Here is an 18,193-nt window from a genome sequence, read left to right as displayed (position 1 = left end):
CGACATACGAGTCTGCGCGGCCAGCGGACCCGTCAGGTGCCGGCCGATGCCGCCCGACACCGGCAGGCATCGGCCGGCATCGGCCGTCCGCGTGGTGCGCTCCCGCCCAGACCGCCGGCGGTATTCCGGCAATGGCACACCCAGCACTCTCCGTGGTGCGCCCAGCGCGTGGAGCGGCCCGCGACACCAGCCGCACCGCACGCGCGGCCCGGGAGTGACATGCACCCATGCGGGCACCGTGGCACCCGTCGCCACAGCGCGCCGCCACCCGCCGAGCGCCCTTGCACCCGCTCCGGGATCTGCATCGCCCCCGCATTCAGAAAATGCGCGCGGCCCAGTAATGGCGACTCCTTTATTGGCCCAGGAAATCCTGGCGGCCCGATGAGATCCCGCCTCCTTACTCCACCGCACCGCCTTGACAGTCGGTAACACAGAAAGATCAGCAGGGACCCGGCGGGGCTATCCGGGGACCAGTCCTCGATTGGTTCACCAAAAGCCTTGCCGTTCCCGCCGGTCGTGCGGGAAGCTGCCGTTGCACAGCGAGAAACACGTCCAACCAGATCATGAGCAGCGCAGAAACTGCCTGCCACGTGACGCCACGGGGGTTTACTGGTATGGAGCGGCCGATGGTGCGGCTAGCGAGCAACGGAGCGGGCGGAGTCCTTCCGGGCCCGCATTCGCTCAGCTGATCCGCAACCCGATCCACACCTAGAAGCGATCTCACCGGCTCCATAGGAGCCACGACGATCAGCATCCTTCTCCGGGGTATTTTTCGGCATTCCGCCACACGGAACGAAAATCTGTGCGGTCCAGGCCGCCACGTCCGCCCCGGGAAGCGTCCCCCGTCCCTGCACCACCCATACGCCACGCCTGTCCCTGGAAGTAACCACAGAGAGGTGGAGTCCGCCATGACCGAGCCCGTTTCGACCGACCCCGCGGCGGGCGGCGCGGCCACGCCCGGCGAGGATCTCCGACTGAGCCTGAGCACGGCGGCCGCACGAAATCTTGCGACAACCACGAAGTCCGTCCCGCAGGCGCAGGAGATCACCTCCCGGTGGCTGCTGCGGGTTCTGCCCTGGATCCAGACCGCCGGCGGCGTCTACCGGGTCAACCGTCGGCTGACCTACCTGCTCGGCGACGGGATCGTCACGTTCACCTCCGTCGGCTCCGAGGTTCGGGTGATCCCCGGGGAGCTCGCGGAACTGCCCGCGCTGCGCGGGTACGGCGGTGGGGCGCTGGCCGCCCTCGCCGACCGGTTCACGCAACGGGAGTTCGCGCCGGGGGACGTCATCGTCGAGGCCGGTGCGGCAGCCGACGCGGTGTACCTGGTCGCCCACGGCAAGATCGAGCGCCTCACCCCCGGCGAGTACGGGGACGACCGCTCCCTCGGCGTGATTGCCGACGGCGGTTTCTTCGGCGACGCCGTCCTCGCCCAGTCCGACCTGAGCTGGGAGTTCACCGCCCGCGCGCTGACCGCCGCCACCGTGCTGGTGCTCACCCGCGACGAGTTCAACGAGATCGTCGAGCGTGACGCCGAACTCGGCGAACATCTGGCGGACTACCGGTCCCGCCCGGAGCCGGAGACCAACAAGCAGGGCGAGGCCTCGATCGCGATCTCGGCCGGGCACAGCGGCGAGCCGGATCTACCGGGCACGTTCGTCGACTACGAGCTCGCGCCCCGCGAGTACGAGCTCAGCGTCGCCCAGACCATCCTGCGCATCCACACCCGGGTGGCCGACCTCTACAACGAGCCGCAGAACCAGCTCGAGCAGCAGCTGCGGCTCACCGTCGAGGCGCTGCGCGAACGGCAGGAGCACGAGCTGGTCAACAACCGCGACTTCGGCCTGCTGCACAACGTCGACCTGCGCCAGCGCATCCACACCCGCTCCGGCCCGCCGACCCCGGACGACCTCGACGAGCTGCTCAGCCGCCGGCGCAGCACGCACTTCCTGTTCGCCCACCCCCGCACGATCGCCGCCTTCGGCCGGGAAGCCACCGCCCGGGGCATCTATCCGGCGACCGTGCTCCTGCACGATCAGCACGTGCCGGCGTGGCGCGGCGTTCCGATCCTGCCGCTGAACAAGATTCCGATCTCCGCCACGGGCACCAGTTCCATCATCGCGGTGCGCACCGGTGAGGAGAACCAGGGCGTCATAGGCCTGCACCACACCGGCCTTGTCGACGAGTACGAACCGGGACTCTCGGTGCGTTTCGCCGGCATCAGCGACAAGGCGATCATCTCGTACCTCGTGACGACCTACTTCTCCGCCGCCGTGCTCGTTCCCGACGCGCTCGGAGTTCTCGAAAGCGTCGAAATCGGACGCTGATCCCACCTGCCGGTGCCGCCGCCACACATAGCACGGACCAACCGCGGCGGCGGCACCGGACCGGCGGTTCCCCGAAGGCAGAGAAGGGTTTTCCCGGAGAGCCATGCAGCCTTTTTCCCTCCCCGAGTTCTACGTGCCCTATCCGGCACGCCTGAGTCCATATCTGGACATCGCCCGGGAACACAGCAGGACATGGGCCCGGGCCATGGCGATGATCGAACCGCCCGAGGGCGAGCCCGCGATCTGGACCACGGCGGACCTCGACGCCCACGACTACGCCCTGTTGTGCGCTTACACCCACCCCGACGTCACGGCCGAGCGGCTGAATCTGATCACCGACTGGTACGTGTGGGTCTTCTACTTCGACGACCATTTCCTCGAGCTGTTCAAGCGCACCCACGACATGGCCGGCGCCCGCGCCTACCTCGACCGCCTGCCCGCCTTCATGCCCGTCGACGGCCCGATCACCGAGGAGCCGACGAATGCGGTCGAGCGTGGCCTCGCCGACCTGTGGACGCGGACGGTCCCGGCCCGATCCGCCGACTGGCGAGCGCGCTTCGTCGAGAGCACGCGCGCCCTGCTCGACGAGTCGCTCTGGGAGCTCGCCAACATCAACGCTGATCGGCTGTCGAACCCGATCGAGTACATCGAGATGCGCCGCAAGGTCGGCGGGGCGCCCTGGTCAGCGAACCTGGTCGAACACGCCGCGGACGCCGAGGTCCCCGCCGCGGTCGCCGCCACCCGGCCGCTGCGGGTCCTGCGGGACACCTTCGCCGACGCCGTCCATCTGCGCAACGACCTGTTCTCCTACGAACGTGAGGTCCTCGACGAGGGCGAGCTGTCCAACGGCGTGCTCGTCGTCGAACGCTTCCTCGACCTCGAGACGCAGGAGGCCGCCGACGCCGTCAACGACCTGCTCACCTCCCGGCTCCATCAGTTCGAGCACACCGCACTGGTCGAGGTACCCGCCGTTCTCGACGAGCACGGCATCGACCCCGCCGGCCGGGCGGCGACGCTGGCCTACGTCAAGGGTCTGCAGGACTGGCAGTCCGGCGGGCATGAGTGGCACCTGCGGTCCAGCCGCTACATGAACCGCGAGGCCAACCCGGACGCGCTGCCGGATGCGGCGGGCGTGGCGGGCGTGGCGGGTGCGCTGCCACTGGGCATCGCCGCCCTGCCCGGGCTGCCCGGGCTGCCCGGGCTGCCGAGCCTCGGCACGTCGGCGGCGCAGATCATCCCGTCCCTGCTCGCGACGACGCCCCAGCGACTGCGCCGCCACGCGAACATCCCGTACCGGGTGGTCGGCCCGACCCGGCTGCCGGAGTTCGCCATGCCGTTCAGCACCGGACAGAGCCCGAGCCTGGACACCGCCAGGCGCGCCATCGTGCGGTGGGCGGACTCGATGGGCATGCTCGACCCGGTCCCCGGCATCTGGGACGAGCACAAGCTGATTGCCTTCGACTTCGCGCTGTGCTCGGCGGGCATCCATCCGGACGCGTCCGCCGCCGAGTTGGACCTCACCACCGGCTGGCTGACCTGGGGAACGTACGGCGACGATCTCTATCCGGTGGTCTTCGGCCGCACCGGGGATCTCGCCGGCGCAAAGCTGTCCAACGAGCGACTGCGCGCGTTCATGCCCCTGGACGGACCACCCACCGACGTCCCGGTGAACGCCCTCGAGCGGGGTCTTGCCGACCTGTGGGCGCGCACCGCCGGCCCGATGGAGCCGGGCGCCCGGGCCACGTTCCGCCGCGCGGTCGAGACGATGGTCGACAGCTGGCTGTGGGAGCTTGCCAACCAGGTCACCAACCGCATCCCCGACCCGGTCGACTACGTCGAGATGCGCCGGGCGACCTTCGGCTCGGACCTCACGATGAGCCTGTGCCGGCTCGCCCGCGCACATGCCGTACCGGACGCGGTCTTCCAGGCCCGGCCGATGCGTTCGCTGGAGAACTCCGCCGCCGACTACGCCTGCCTGCTCAACGACGTGTTCTCCTACCAGAAGGAGATCCAGTTCGAGGGCGAGGTGCACAACGGCGTGCTGGTCGTGGAGAACTTCCTCGACTGCGGGCGGGAACGTGCCGTCGAGATCGTGGGTGACCTGATGACCGCCCGCATCGGCCAGTTCCAGCACATCGTCGCCGAGGAGCTGCCAGCGCTGTACGACCAGCTGGAGCTCGACGAGGACACCCGGGCCGCGCTGCACGGCTACGTGCTCGAGCTGGAGCACTGGCTCGCCGGGATCCTGCGCTGGCACCAAGGGACCCACCGGTATGAGGAGGCCGAGCTGCGCTACCACCCGGCCGCGGGCCGGCGGCCCTTCGGCGCACCGACGGGTCTGGGCACCGCAACGACCGACGTCCGCGGTCTCGTCGCCCACTGACGTCGCCCGCGGGCGTCACCCCTCATTTCCCTCCCCCATTGCCCGGTCGTGGTCGCTACCCCGCGTGCGGACACCCGTGCCATGTCCGGATTACCCAGGTACAAACGGACCGGTCGGGTGGCGGCACAGCCGCGACCGGGCATGTCGGCGGTTCCGTCCGCGCGGCTCCCTGATCCCGTGACCGAGTGGCTCCACGTGGCGGAGCGACTCGTCCCGGCGCATCGGCCGCGAGACGTACGGACGCCGCCGTCGCCCGGTGCCCGGCACGGCGGCACTCGTGGCAGCCGCCGTGCGAGGGGAACATCCGAGGGGGACGTGACGTGTCCTGGAAGTCCTTGCAGACAGGCGATCCGTCCAAGGTGGGGCCGTACCGGCTCATCGGACGGATCGGCAGCGGTGGCATGGGAATCGTGTATCTCGGGGTGGACGCCGCTGGCGTCCCCGCCGCGGTCAAGGTGATGCGTGAGGAGTACGCGGGCGACGAGAACTCCCGCAACCGTTTCCACCGGGAGGCGGCAGCGGTCACGCGGATCGACAGCCCCCACGTCGCTCGGCTGTTGGGTGCCGACGTCGACGGGGACGTGCCGTGGCTGGCCACCGAGTACGTCGAGGGGCCGACGCTGTTCCGGTCGGTCACGGCGCACGGGCCGCTGGCCGGTGATGCGCTGTGGCGGCTGGCCGACGGGCTCGCCGAGGCACTCGGCGCCATCCACGCTGCCGGGGTCGTTCACCGCGACCTCAAACCGGGCAACGTGATGCTGGCCCCGGACGGCCCGAAGATCATCGACTTCGGCATCGTCGCCGGGCCGCCAGGCACGATGACCGGCTCCGGCGTCGTCCTCGGCAGCATCGGCTACCTCGCCCCCGAGCTGCTGACCGGAACCCGGCGGGCGCGACCCGCCGCCGACGTGTTCTCCTGGGGCCTGACCATGGCCTTCGCGGCCACCGGCCGGCCACCGTTCGGGACCGGCCCGCTCGACGCACTGCTCTACCGCACCGTCTACAGCGAGCCGGAGCTCGCCGGCCTACCCGGCCCGCTGCGGGGAGTGGTCGCGGCAACGCTTCGCAAGAAGCCCGACCGGCGGCCGGACGCCCGCCGGTTGCGGGCTCAGGTCGCCGCTGCCTCGACCGCGGCCGGGTCCACGGTGCTTGCCGTACCCGCGCTCGGTTCGACCACCAGCGCTATGGCCACCAGCGCTATGGCCACCAGCGGTGCTGGCTCCGCTCCCAGCGATTCGGCGACGGACGGTCCAGCCGCGCACGACCCGGCTGCGGACGATACGGCTCTGGTCACGCTGAGTTCGGCCACCGCCGGCACGCTCGCCGATGGCACGGCGGGTTCCCTGGCACAGTCCGAGGCCGGTACCGGTACCGGTACCGGCCGGCATGCGCGGACTCGGGCCGAGGCCCATCGCCTGGCCGCGCTACGGCTGCGGCGGGGCGCCGTCATCCCCAGCATGGCGGCGACTGCCATAGCCGCGGCCGTGTCGGTGGTGATCCTCATCGGTACGTCGGGGCTGGAACCCTCGGGCTCCCCGTCCGACGGTGGGACGGGACCCGCCAGGTCGAGGACCGATCCGCGCTCAGCCGCCCTCGCCCCACCGCTCCCGACCAGCCCGGACACTCCTGCGGACGGCTCCGGCCCCACCCTGACCGGTTCTGGCCCGACCGGCCGGAGACTGACCGGCCAGCGGCTGGCCGGCGCGATCCTCCCCGGCACAGGCGACCTCGGGCCCGCCGCGTTCGGCGGGGACGCCGGGGCGGCGGGTTGGGCCACGGGTCCTCGGCAGGAGGCGGGTGTGAGTGCCGGGTGGGGCAGTATCGAGGCGGGTGCCGGCGGCACCGCCTGGCCCACCGGTACCGCCCACTGGGTGGGCCCCGTCGGCGCGGCGGGCAGCATCGCCCAGGCGCTGCGCTCCGCTACCGGCGGCGCATCGGAGGCCGCCGGGAGCGGCGTCGTCCCAGTCCGGCTGGGCACGACCGCCACCGGCGGCTCCGCGGGACCTCGATCCGCCGCCGTCCTGGCCGCAGCGACCGGCACACCGGGGCGCACGGCAGCCGACGGCGGGAGCACTGGCTCCCCCAGCGGCGGCACCGCGACGGCCCCAGGCCAGGGGATCGCCGTGGGCCAGGCCAGAGTGTCAGGCCAGGACAGCATCGTGGCTCAGGGCAGCGCCGTGGCTCAGGGCAGCACCGCGAGTCAGGGCAGTGTCACGGGCGCACCGACAAGTGGGACCTCCCTGCCTGCCAGCGACCCCCTCTGCGCCGAGTGGACGAGCATCGGCCTGCCGGCTCTGTGGTCCGCCGCCGCGGCGGAGTTCTCGCAGCTCAGCGCGGCTGACGGCGACGCCTCCGGTATCGACGTCGATCCGGACGTCACGGGCGTCGCCCTCGGCGCCGAAGGCGTCGACTCGCCGGATCCCGCCGACCGGCCCGACGTCTCCGTCTCCGTCTCGGTCTCCGTCTCGGTCTCAGCTGGCATCCGCCGCTGAGCCGTCGAGCACCAGAGCGCTCGACTGACCGGTGGGACCAGCGGGTCGCCCGCCGACCTCCCGTCGTCGACCTGTCCACGCCACGCCCCTGCCCCCCGGTCAGCCGAGCGAGATCATCCCGCCACTCTGGCGTTCCCACAACGCGCTGTAGCGCCCACCAGATGCGAGCAACTCCCGATGCGTCCCCTGTTCGGCGATCTCGCCGTCGGCCAGAACGATGATCCGGTCCATGTTCAGCAAGGTCGACAGGCGGTGCGCCACCGCGATGACGGTCTTGCCGGTCCAGAGCTGCTCGAGAGCGTGCTGGACAAGTACCTCGCTCTCGCTGTCCAGGGCGCTGGTCGCCTCGTCGAGGATGAGCATGGGCTTGTCGTCGAGAAACGCCCGGGCGATCGCGATCCGCTGGCGCTGCCCGGTCGACAGCCGAATGCCCCGCTCCCCCACCAGGGTGTCGTAGCCGTTCGGCGCTCGCGTGATGAAATCGTGCGCGTGGGCGCGGATCGCCGCTGCCTCGACCTCCTGCTGACTCACCGACACGGCCGAACCATAGGTGATGTTGTCGCGGATCGACCGGTGGAACAGCGCCGTGTCCTGCGGCACATAGGAGATCCCCGCGGCAAGACGCGTGTTCGCAGTCTCCCGGCCTTCCAGCAGGACGGCGCCCCGCGGAAGGGGGTAGTAGCCGAGCAACAGCTTCACCAGGGTCGTCTTGCCACTTCCGCTGCGACCGACCACCCCGATCTTCTCACCCGGCTCGATCACCAGGTCGAAGCCGGACAGCACCGGCCGGCCCGGACTGTCCGGATAGGCGAACGCCAGGCCACGCAGCTCCAGGCGCCCGTGCCCGGCCGGCGGGCCGTCCCCATCCCCGCCGGGCCCGGTCGACCCCGACCAGAGACCCCGCCGAGTAACCGGCTCGACGGGCTCGACGGGCTCGACGCCGAACAGGTACCGGTAGGCCTCATCGACCCGGGCCAGCCGCAGGTTGAGCTGCGCGACCTCCCAGACCATCACCCAGATGAAGTCCGAGAACATCACCAGCACGGACAGAAACGTCGCGAACTGCGCGAGGCTGAGCTGCCCGTCGCGATAGAGGTACAGGTTGAGCAGGATCGCCAGCGGCCACACCAACCAGCGGACAACCAGCGACATCGATGCCCAGAACACGATGTCCCACCAGGATGAACGGCGGGCTGCCTCGACCACATTCCGGCGCCGTCGCCGTACCTCGTCGTACTCGGCCCGCTCCTGACGAAACGACTTCACGCTGACGAAGTTCGCGATGATATCGATCACATGGCCGTCCATCTCGGAGACCTCGTCGGCGAGTTCCTTCTCCGCCCGGAACGACCACCTGGCCGTGCGCCGGCCGACCGCGAACATGAGCAGGACCGCCCCCAGAAAGGTCAGGCCCGACCACAGGTTGACGGCGAACATGATGACCACGATCGACGGGACGCGGATCAGCATCTCGACATACGTGAAGCAGGCGGACTCGAGTATCTCGCGAAACTCACGGCCCACCGTGGCCACGTAGCTGCTGATCTTTCCGGTGAACTTCCCCACAAAATAGGGGTAGCGCTGGCCGATGACGCGGCCGAAAAGAATGTCCTCACATTCGTAGCCATGCTGGATGATCATCCGGCGGTACAGTAGCTCGCCGATGCGCCAGAAGAGGTCGTGTACGAGGTTCGCGCCGATGAGAACCAACGCGTACCGGTACGCGACGCCACCCGACATGCCCTGTTGGGCCAACGACTGCACCAGGCGCCCGACGAAGATCGGCAGCACGGCAAGCGCCGCGGTGGAGACCGCGAAACTCGCCATCACCAGGAGCATCGAACGCCGGAAGGTACCCACGAAAGAAAGCAGGAACCGCAGGCCGGCATGCGGTTTGGACGCACCGCCGCCATCGACACCGTCGTCATTGCCGAGGTCACCGGAGGAGTTACTGCCCGGCCCGTCACCTGGATTGCCGCCCGGGACGTCCGAGGCTGCGGATAACAGTTCCCGCTCTCGGGAAACACTTCCACCCGTCGTTACCACTCATGCATGATGACAGCCGGCGACGCCGATCGCATCCCATTTTTCGTCTGCCCCACCGACGCCGGCATGGCCACCGAACGCGGATTCCGGCCAACCTGACAGAGGTTCAGGGCCCCGCGCTCCGATTACCCTGCCGCCCGCACACTCCCCCGCCCCGGGCACGCACCCGCCCGGATGACCGCGGCCAGGCTGGCCACCCACGGCGCGGCTTGCCCCCCTTTCGCAGAGCAACTCTTGGCAACTCTACGTAGAGAGATCGACACGGGCCGAGATCGACACGGGCCGGGGCAGTTCTCCCCGGGCGCCGGCCGGCTCGAATTCCCATCAGTCACCCAACGGCGGCGCCTCGCCGGCCGATGGGCAAGCGAGAGTCCGCGTTGAAACGATATCTTCTCGCGTCGTGTCCCAATGATGGCATCCTTTGACTGGTCCGTCCGGCGACTGGTCCGTCCGACCGTAGGGTGACTGGTTCGCCCGGACCGACCGTGACGCTGCACGACATCGGCTCCGGGCGATTCGCCGGGGCGCCGAACATTCCGCAGGAAGGGGCGCGGCATGCCTCGCCGCCGCTGGATCGGCCTGATCCTTGCCGTGCTGGCGACCGCAATGGCCTGTTCGAGTGGCAGTCAGACCGCCGCCGGGACAGACACCGACGCCCTTGCCCGGGAGATCGCACGGCCGGCGGCACCGCCGGACACCGCCCGGCTGCCCCTCTTGTTCGTACCCGGGAATCTCGGTACCGGCGACCAGTTCGAGGTCCAGGCGCAGCGATTTGCCAGCAACGGCTATCCGGCCGACCGGATAGCCGCGCTCGACTACGACGCGTCGACCGCGACGCCGCCGGAGAACCAGGTCTTCGCGCAGATCGACACCGAGATCACCCGGCTGCTCGCGGCGTCCAGCATGAAGCAGGTCGACCTGGTCGCCCAGGCGGAGGGCGCCGGCCTGGCGATCCACTACCTTGCCAGCACGGCCGCGCGGGCGGCGCGGGTCGCGCATCTGGTGAGCGTCGCCGGCCCGCAGCCCGCCGGGCCTCCCCGCGGCGTACGCACGCTGGCGGTGTGGGGCGTCGGCGACCCCACCCGGCGGATAGCCGGCGCCCAGAACGTGCGTTTCCCCGCCGACGACCGCGCCGAGCTGCTCACCTCACCGGGCACCTTCAAACAGATGTACCAGTTCCTGACTGGCGAGGACCCGTTCACCACCGACGTTTTTCCACAGCCCGGCCAGATCGAGCTCGCCGGCCGCGTTCTGCTGTACCCGGCGGAGGCCGGGGCGGGTCCCGCCCGACTCGAGCTCTACCGGGTCGACCCGAAGACCGGCCGGCGCCTGCCCCAGGGCCTGCAGGGCTTTGTCAACCTTCCGCCCGACGGCACGTTCGGCCCGCTGCGCGCGGACGGCACGTCCAGCTACGAATTCGCCGTCACCCCTCCCGGTGAACCGGTGCATCATTTCTATTACGAGCCGTTCCGCCGCACCGACCAGCTGATCCGGCTGCTGACCAGCCGCCCGGCCGAGGAGATCGGCGGTGGGATGGCGGTGAGCCCGCGCCAGACCGACCTCGTCGTAACTCGCGGCCGGGAATGGTGGGGTGATCAGGGTGCCGCGAGTGACCGCCTGACCGTTGACGGTCACAGCGTCCTGAACGCGGAAAACGCACCGCGTTCGAAGCTAGCCCTGCGCGTGTTCCTGTTCGACCAGGGCGCCGACGGCGTCTCCAACCTGGCCGCGCCACTGTCCAACTACTTCGCGATCGGCTTCCTCACCGGCATCGACCTGTACATACCCGCGGGCAACCGCTCGATCGCAGTGGCGTTGACCCCACGGGGTGCAGCCTCGCACCACACGAACCTCTCCGTGCCCGCCTGGAGGTCGGACACCGACCGCATCACGCTTCGGTTCCGCGACGACGAGTAGGGCTCGCGGATCATGATGGTCCATCACAGCAGACCGGCCAGTTCCCGCCCGATCCCCGGCCGATCCCCGGTCGGGCTCGGACCACGTCCGGCGTCCTCGGCGCCACGCGCACCGTCCGGCGTACCGCATGGCCGGTGGCCGGTGGCCGGTGGTGCAGGGTGCCCTGCCGTCACCGTCAGCTCCGGTCGTCACGACCACCGAGCCCCCTCCCCACCGCCGACCCGCCGCCGCCCGCCTTGCCGCAGCGCGTGACGACGGATCGGCCCCGGGAAACCTCCGTGCCGCTTCTACGGGGTTACGAAGGGACAAATTGGACGGAAAACCCGGTAGAAGCGACATCTCTGCTCGTCGGCAGCGCCACCATCCCCGAGAGCCATCACGGACAGTGAGATCCACCGGATGAACCCGGCCGCGGGCCGGAGATCCACGAGAAGCAACCCAGCGCCGCGACCATCGAGGCTGGCCTGCGCTGTCCCGATTCCGCGGAACCGGGACAGCATGTGTAGCAAGGACAGCCCGGGCGGATGTTGCTAGCTGTGTCAGCCGGTCAGGCCAGGGCTCGCCGGACACCGTCCAGCGCGGCATCGTGCCCGGCCCGGTAGGCCTGCAGTTCCCCGGGAGTCATCCAGCGAGCCGTCTGGATCTCGGGAGGTGTCCGCGGCGCCAGCAGACTCTCGGCGACGGTGGCCGGAGCCGAAGGCAGTACGGGCAGCGCGCCGGCAGGCGGCCCACCGTACACGAGGGCGGTGTCCGCGTCGCAGAAGGAAGCGGTGTGGGTGAGGTCGACAGGCAACCTGGCCGCGGCGCGCAGCAGGTCGATGGGGCGCGATCCCAGAGTCACCCTGATCGACCAGCGGTGCCCGCCCCAGTGGCGGACCGTCGCCCGCGGCCGCGACGCCGGATCCCCCGATGACCCCATCACCGGCAACGGCCCGTCCGGGTCATCCCCGCCCGCCGTGCCTAGCCCGGGATCCGCTGACCGGGCGGGCTCCGGCACCCCCGACGGGGCGGACTCCGGCACCCCCGACGGGGCGGACTCCGGCACCCCCGACGGGGCGGACTCCGGCTCCCCCCGTGGGGCCGGGCCCGTATTCCCCTCGGCGGCCTTGGCCAGCGCCGGCTCGTGTTTCTCCGCCCCCGCCGATCCGGGGGGTCCGGCCGGATCGGCGGAGGCAGGACGGTGACCCTGCTTGGACAGGGCAGGGCCACCCGTCGGCGGCCGATCGGGCAACGGGTCAGGCCCGAACGGGCGGAGCTCGGGCCGGTCCGGCGGGGCCAGCGCATCCATGCCGGACCGGCGTTCGTGCACGAAGAACCGGGCTGGCGCGATCATGTAGTCCGACCAGCCCCGCTCCGTGGCAAAGACATCGGCCGCCGCGGCGGTCGGAAAGGTGATGACGATGTCGAGTACCTGACGATCGCCGCCGGGCACGAAGCGCACCACGCCGTAGACCACGGCTCGGCGCTCCCGCTCGGCCGCCCGGGTTGTCATGGTCATCACCTTCCTTCCACCGCAACCGCCCCTGCGCCGCACGCCTCGGCCTGATGGCCGCCACGGCCGGTCGCGGCTCCCGCCCCCTCCCGTTCGGGCGGCCGCGACCGCCCGTGGCAGCCCGGTGCGCCGGCCCCGCCCGGCGGAGGTCGCGGCTCGACGCGGGGCGGGGCCGGCCTGGGTCCAGAGTCGTCCGATCGGGGGATACCGGAAACTCCAGTCAGGCATGCCCTTCTCATATGGCCCCGCCGGGACCAGAAGCGGCCAACTCGCGGAACCGGCGGGACCAGCGGTCGATCATCACCTGGACGACTCGGGTGTCATCTGCACGACAACGCCAGACCATCGGAGTCCCGCACAAAGCCCATGTCGCGACGCCACAACCCCGTTATCCTGATGTGTCAGTTGGGGTCACATCGGGCGATGTGCCCCATCCAGAGGCGATGGGGTGCCGCGGCCATCCTGCCGCCCGGCTGGTCAGCGCGGCGCCCGCCCGTCGAGGGCAGGCACCCGCGCGGTACGGCGAGCCCGGCCCGGGTCGGGCTGGCGACTGGCCCGGCGACGTGGTTCGGGCGTGTGCCAAACGGAAGGCCGGTCGATGTCCTACGAGTCCGGCCCCTACCGGGTCTCCGCGCAACTGCTCGCCCGTGCCGAGTTCCAGGCCGCCTGCGCCTCCCGGGACTTCCGCACTGCCTTCCGCCTGATGAAGAAGTACGACGGCGCGAGCCAGAACCGGATCTCCTCGCCGGTCGAGGGCCTCAGCCAGAGCCGGGTCAGCCGGATCATGCAGGGCGAGGACCACATCGCGCGGTTGTCATTGATCGAGCGGATCGCCGACGCGCTGCGCATCCCCGGCGCCTATTTCCACCTGGCTGCTCGCCCCTGGGAGGCCGCTGCCCTCTCCGGCGTCGGCGCCGGGACGGCCGGGTCCACGGGAACGGGCGACCTGGTCGCCGCGTCCGGCCAGTCCGCGGTGGCGGCCGCCGGCGAGGCGGGCACGGCGTCGGCCGGGTCGGGATCGCGCGGCGCGGCAGGTGGTGGACTGCTCGTCGAGGAGGACAGCGCGCGGCTGCGTTACGACGACGGCATGTATGTCGCCCACCAACGGCGTCGCATCACCAACACCGGCGACGAACCGGTGACCCGTTACCTGATGCGTATCTCCGTCGATCGTTTCCCAGGTGACCAGGAACGGGCCGCGCGCCTCTACCGCAGCAATCCCCTGCGGTGGGAGGAACTGCGCCTGTCCGCCCACTGCGGGGACGAGCAGATGGCCTGGAAGATCAAGACCGACTGGGATGCACTCAAGGAGGTCTGGCTGCTGTTCGAGAACAGCAGCGGGCGTTTCCCCCTTTACCCAGGCGAATCCACCTGGATCGAATACACCTATCGGGTGGGCGAGGAGAAGTGGGGCCCGTGGTTCCAGCGGGCGGTCCGGGTGCCCACCGCCTTCCTGTCGGTCGTGCTGGACTTCCCCGCCCGAGCCGACCCGGTGGTCTGGGGAATGGAGACCTCGATGACGGCGGACGCCTTCCCGTTTCGGACCGCGATCGCCCGGGCCGACGAGGGCGACCGGCGGGTATACACCTGGTCGACCAGTAATCCGCCGCTTCATGCCCGTTATCGACTGGAATGGAACTTCCGGGCCGAAGGCGGCGGCCACGGACCGGAGGCGCCGGGCCGATCAGCCACCACCGGACCACGCCCGAGCGAGCAGATGGCGGCGGTGGGCATCGTCCAGGCGGACGATGCGGCGCTGGCCCAGTCCGCCCGCTCCTTCCAGCTTCCGGCGGAGGCCGAGGACGCCCGGCGAGTCGTCGCCCAGCTGTCCTCGGCCATGGAACGCGTCTCCGCCCTGCACACCTTCGGCAAGGGCATGGGCATCGCCGCGCCGCAGATCGGGATCAACCGGGCGGCCGCCATCGTCCGCTCCGCCGACGGCGACATCATCACCCTGCTCAACCCGCGGATCATCGAGGCATCGCCGGAAACCGACGAGCACTACGAGGGTTGCCTGAGCTTCTTCGACGTCCGTGGGCTCGTCCCCCGCCCCCTCGAGCTGCATGTCGAGCACACCGACATCTCCGGGCGCCAGCACATCACCGTGTACCGCCAGGGCCTGGCCCGCCTCGTCGGCCACGAGATCGACCACCTCCTCGGCCGGCTCTACACCACCCGGATGCGGCCCGGCAGCACCCCGATACCCGTCGAGCAGTACCGCGGTACCGGCTCCGCCTGGACCTACAGCCCCTGAGGCCGACCACCCGGACGGCGGGGATCGGCCACGCCCCGGCCACCCCGCGCGGCCAGGCGCCGTGCCCGAAAAATACGACACGACTCCCATGGCCGATGTATACCCAAACTGGGTACAATTCATAAAGATGCAGCCTGATACAACGAATATCGCGACCGATCATCCCGCCTTCCACCGCAGCGTCCCGCGCGCCTCCGGGGTGTCACGGAAAGCGCCCGGCGACACTCGCGGAAGAAGGTCTGGCGCGGACCGTGATATTTTTTCTCCAGCGTGGCAGAACCACTTCCCAAGAGGTATTTCGGCGAGGCCAGGAAACCGGTTATGCTCGGGCGCACACACCCGCGCGATAGACCGGAAGAAAGATCAGAAAAATGTTCCGGAAGGTATTGTGCCCATCTTCACGGAGGCTTGATTTACCCAGGTCACGGCCAGCTATGTTCGTAGCCATGTCGTCGACTGACGGCAGACGCCGGGTGGCACGCCGAATCCTGCCCCCACCCGGTAGGAGCCAAACTTGTGGCAGGAGCGGGGGACCCAATTTCGGACGCCGAACCCAGGCGTCCTAGGGGTGAAGCCACCACTGGTGGCCGGGCATTCCCAGCCCGAATCCGACAGCTCACCTCGCAGGCGTGGGGAAGGACACCTCAATGTCCAATGCTCGTACGCTCGGTCGGGGCCTCAACCGGATCAAGCTCAGCACCCGTGCCGCTGTTGTCGCCACGGCTCTCGCCGCCTCCGTGAGTGGCGGGCTCGCACTGTCCCAGCCGGCCAGCGCGGCAACCAACGCCGACCATTTCCTGAGTGCGGTCGTTCCCTGTGAGTCCGGCGGCAACTCGCATGCGGTGAACTCCATCGGAGCGGGCGGCCTGTTCCAGTTCCTGCCCAGCACGTGGCACGGCCTCGGTGGTCGTGGCCTGCCGCAGCACGCCAGCGTCGCCGAGCAGTGGCGCATGGCGCGCAAGCTCTACGCGCAGGCGGGCACCAGCCCGTGGTACGCGTCGAAGCCCTGCTGGGGTCACCGGATCTGAGGCCCCGATACCGCGCCGACATCAGCACTCGGCCGGTTCTGATCCGCACATGATCAATCGGATCGTGCTCGACAGATCGTGAGCCGACCGGCGCGAGGCGACGCGACCCAGCGCGCGGCCACCAGCCCCGCCCCACCTCCCGGGGGCGGGGCCTGGTTCGTTTCCCGCTGTGTCCCGCTGTGTCCCGCTGTGCCGCACCGCGGGGCAGCACAGCCGAAAAGCTCACCCGCGGGGGGCTCACCCGCAGACGCCTCCAGCGCCGGTCAGGCCCGCTCGACCGGGTTACGCCGACGACGCGCGATCTCCGCGAGGGCCACCGCGGCCGCGACCCCGGCGTTGAGCGACTCGACCTCGCCGACCATGGGGATGCGCACCGTCAGATCGCAGCGCTGCTCGACCAGGCGGGACAGGCCTCGCCCCTCCGAGCCGATCACCAGGACCAGCGGGTCGCCGGCCATCGTCAGCTCGTCGAGGCTCAGCTCGGCGTCGGCGGCCAGTCCCACGACGAACAGCCCGGCCTCGGCATAGGCGGTGAGTGTGCGGGCCAGATTGGTGGCGCGGGCGACGGGCAGCCGGGCCGCCGCGCCCGCCGACGTCTTCCAGGCCGCCGCGGTCATCCCGGCGGCCCGCCGCTCGGGCACCACGACACCGTGCGCGCCGAAGGCCGCCGCGGACCGCACCACGGCGCCGAGGTTGCGCGGATCGGTGACGCCGTCGAGCGCGACCACCAGGCCGGCAGCGCCCGCTGAGCCGCCGGACCCGCGACCGGCGCCCGAGGCCGCGGCCTCGGGCGGGCGTCGGTCCGCGCGGACCTGGGCGAGCAGGTCGTCGGGGTGGGTGTAGCGGAACGGCGGGACCGAAAGAACGAGGCCCTGATGCGGCGCGGTGCCGCACATCCGGTCCAGGTCCGGCCGGGCGGCGTCGACGACCGCGATGCCACGTCGCGACGCCAGCCGACGGGCCTCGTCGAGCCGCTCGTCGAAGTCCAGCCCCGCGGCGACGAACAGCGTGGTCGATGGCACCGCGGCCCGAAGCGCCTCCACCACCGCGTTGCGCCCGACGACCAGCTCGTCGGTCTCCGCCCGCCGGGAACGGGGCGACCCCGGCCGGCCGGCGTCGTTCACTCGGTTTCCGGTGCCAGGACGCCCACTCTCAGTGATCGCCCCCTTAGCCGCCGCGGCGGCCCGGCGCTGCGCCGGGTGGCCGGGGCGCAGGTGCGCGGGCGGGGTGGCCCCTCGGCCCTCGAGCGCCCGGCGGTTCTGCCCGCCGCTGCCCGCGCCGGCGCCCTTGCGGTGCGAGCTGGACTTGCCAGCCCGGCCACCCTGACCGCCGCGCGCGATTCCGCCGCCGCCCCGGCGTCCTGTGCCCGCCATCAGTGCCACCAACCGGGGGACGCACCGGGCTCGGACATGCCTGACCCGGACGGGCCTACTCCGGACTGGCCCGATCCGGCCAGCGGCAGGCCGGCCGCGGGTGATCCGGATACGGGCGATCCCGGTGGGCATGCCCCGGGTGGGCTTGAGACGACCATGTGACCACGGTATCCGGCGTGACACACGGTATCCGGCACGGCCGCGGAGTCCGGGCAGCTCGTCCGGCCGGATTCATCCGGCGGCGCGGACCGGCGGCCTCGGCTGGGGACCCCCGGCTGGGGGACAGGCCGGACCCATGCCAGCGACCTGCCTCGACATGGCCGTTCATGGCGGCCTAGCGCCCTATCCTGATGCGGCGGTCCCCGCCGGGGGCCGCCGACATCCGACCCTTACGCTCAATCACGTTCGCGCGTCGACAAAGGGAGCACGCCGGAGGGTGGCCTGCCGGTGGCGATCTCAGTCATCGACGCATCACGGGGAACCTGGGAGGATACATCCTCATGAACCCGTGATGACCGACGTGATCCAATCGACCAGACCGCCACGTGCGACCGGCTCACCCAGGCCGGCCGGATCGCCGGGGCACCGTCCGCAGACGGCCGGCACCGCGGCCACGGCGGCCACGGCGGCCAGTTCCGACGACCGGACCAGCAGGGGCAGGAGGCACCAGCACATGGCTCTGCGCACACCGCCCACACGCGAGCGTCACCGTCCGGCGGCGTGACGGTGGACCTCAACCCGCACGACGACGCCCCGACGGTGGCCTACCAGTTCGCCGGCGCCGGCGCCGGCGCCCCCGACCCCGCCCCCGCCCCCCCCGCCGCCCCGCGCCGGGCGGGGGCCGCCCCATCCGCCGAACCCGACATCTAGCTCATCTGGGC

The 18,193-nt window shown here is 70.8% G+C and carries 10 protein-coding genes and 1 riboswitch; of the genes, 7 read left to right on the top strand and 3 right to left on the bottom strand.

Annotated features, from left to right (window positions below):
• The first annotated feature begins 908 nt into the window (after window positions 1-908).
• From MXD95_RS18425 to MXD95_RS18415, 3 genes are all read left to right on the top strand, one after another.
• Entirely contained in the window at window positions 909-2,327 is a 1,419-nt protein-coding gene (locus MXD95_RS18425) for a family 2B encapsulin nanocompartment shell protein (RefSeq protein WP_250641902.1), read from the top strand.
• Between the two features lie 103 nt (window positions 2,328-2,430).
• Window positions 2,431-4,710, top strand: a complete 2,280-nt coding sequence (locus MXD95_RS18420) for a family 2 encapsulin nanocompartment cargo protein terpene cyclase (RefSeq protein WP_250641901.1) — start codon at window positions 2,431-2,433, stop codon at window positions 4,708-4,710.
• Between the two features lie 320 nt (window positions 4,711-5,030).
• Window positions 5,031-7,202, top strand: coding sequence for a serine/threonine-protein kinase (locus MXD95_RS18415; RefSeq protein ID WP_250641900.1), 2,172 nt, complete (start codon window positions 5,031-5,033; stop codon window positions 7,200-7,202).
• Between the two features lie 99 nt (window positions 7,203-7,301).
• On the opposite strand, the gene MXD95_RS18410 is transcribed toward MXD95_RS18415, so the two are convergent.
• Window positions 7,302-9,029: an ABC transporter ATP-binding protein gene (locus MXD95_RS18410; RefSeq protein WP_250641899.1), complete on the bottom strand. Its 1,728-nt coding sequence runs from the start codon at window positions 9,027-9,029 to the stop codon at window positions 7,302-7,304.
• A 774-nt stretch (window positions 9,030-9,803) separates the two neighbouring features.
• On the opposite strand from MXD95_RS18410, the gene MXD95_RS18405 reads away from it, so the two are divergent.
• Entirely contained in the window at window positions 9,804-11,165 is a 1,362-nt protein-coding gene (locus MXD95_RS18405) for a lipase (RefSeq protein ID WP_250641898.1), read from the top strand.
• A gap of 547 nt (window positions 11,166-11,712) precedes the next feature.
• On the opposite strand, the gene MXD95_RS18400 is transcribed toward MXD95_RS18405, so the two are convergent.
• Window positions 11,713-12,663, bottom strand: coding sequence for a hypothetical protein (locus MXD95_RS18400; RefSeq protein ID WP_250641897.1), 951 nt, complete (start codon window positions 12,661-12,663; stop codon window positions 11,713-11,715).
• Between the two features lie 592 nt (window positions 12,664-13,255).
• Between MXD95_RS18400 and MXD95_RS18395 the strand changes: the two genes are divergently transcribed.
• Both MXD95_RS18395 and MXD95_RS18390 read left to right on the top strand, forming a co-directional pair.
• Window positions 13,256-14,911 (top strand): peptide deformylase, encoded by a 1,656-nt coding sequence (locus MXD95_RS18395; protein ID WP_250641896.1) that lies wholly within the window; start codon window positions 13,256-13,258, stop codon window positions 14,909-14,911.
• Between the two features lie 496 nt (window positions 14,912-15,407).
• Window positions 15,408-15,556: riboswitch (cyclic di-AMP (ydaO/yuaA leader) on the top strand.
• Window positions 15,557-15,558: 2 nt separating this feature from the next.
• On the top strand, window positions 15,559-15,939 hold the full coding sequence (locus tag MXD95_RS18390) for a transglycosylase family protein (protein ID WP_250641895.1): 381 nt from the start codon (window positions 15,559-15,561) through the stop codon (window positions 15,937-15,939).
• Window positions 15,940-16,202: 263 nt separating this feature from the next.
• Here MXD95_RS18390 and rlmB read toward each other — a convergent pair whose 3' ends face one another.
• Window positions 16,203-17,312, bottom strand: a complete 1,110-nt coding sequence (rlmB, locus tag MXD95_RS18385; RefSeq protein WP_250641894.1) for a 23S rRNA (guanosine(2251)-2'-O)-methyltransferase RlmB — start codon at window positions 17,310-17,312, stop codon at window positions 16,203-16,205.
• A gap of 720 nt (window positions 17,313-18,032) precedes the next feature.
• Here rlmB and MXD95_RS18380 point away from each other — a divergent pair.
• Window positions 18,033-18,182, top strand: a complete 150-nt coding sequence (locus MXD95_RS18380) for a hypothetical protein (RefSeq protein WP_250641893.1) — start codon at window positions 18,033-18,035, stop codon at window positions 18,180-18,182.
• The last annotated feature ends 11 nt before the right edge of the window (window positions 18,183-18,193 follow it).

The organism is Frankia sp. AiPa1, from assembly GCF_023243075.1.
In the GTDB taxonomy this organism is placed as follows: Bacteria; Actinomycetota; Actinomycetes; order Frankiales; family Frankiaceae; genus Frankia.
This window is presented reverse-complemented; position numbering and strand designations above follow the sequence as displayed.

Coding starts and splice junctions, on each gene's coding strand:
- MXD95_RS18425 (WP_250641902.1), top strand. CDS start 909: ATGACCGAGCCCGTTTCGACCGACCCCGCGGCGGGCGGCGCGGCCACG.
- MXD95_RS18390 (WP_250641895.1), top strand. CDS start 15,559: ATGTCCAATGCTCGTACGCTCGGTCGGGGCCTCAACCGGATCAAGCTC.
- MXD95_RS18400 (WP_250641897.1), bottom strand. CDS start 12,663: ATGACCATGACAACCCGGGCGGCCGAGCGGGAGCGCCGAGCCGTGGTC.
- MXD95_RS18395 (WP_250641896.1), top strand. CDS start 13,256: ATGTCCTACGAGTCCGGCCCCTACCGGGTCTCCGCGCAACTGCTCGCC.
- MXD95_RS18410 (WP_250641899.1), bottom strand. CDS start 9,029: ATGGCGAGTTTCGCGGTCTCCACCGCGGCGCTTGCCGTGCTGCCGATC.
- MXD95_RS18405 (WP_250641898.1), top strand. CDS start 9,804: ATGCCTCGCCGCCGCTGGATCGGCCTGATCCTTGCCGTGCTGGCGACC.
- rlmB (WP_250641894.1), bottom strand. CDS start 17,312: ATGGCGGGCACAGGACGCCGGGGCGGCGGCGGAATCGCGCGCGGCGGT.
- MXD95_RS18420 (WP_250641901.1), top strand. CDS start 2,431: ATGCAGCCTTTTTCCCTCCCCGAGTTCTACGTGCCCTATCCGGCACGC.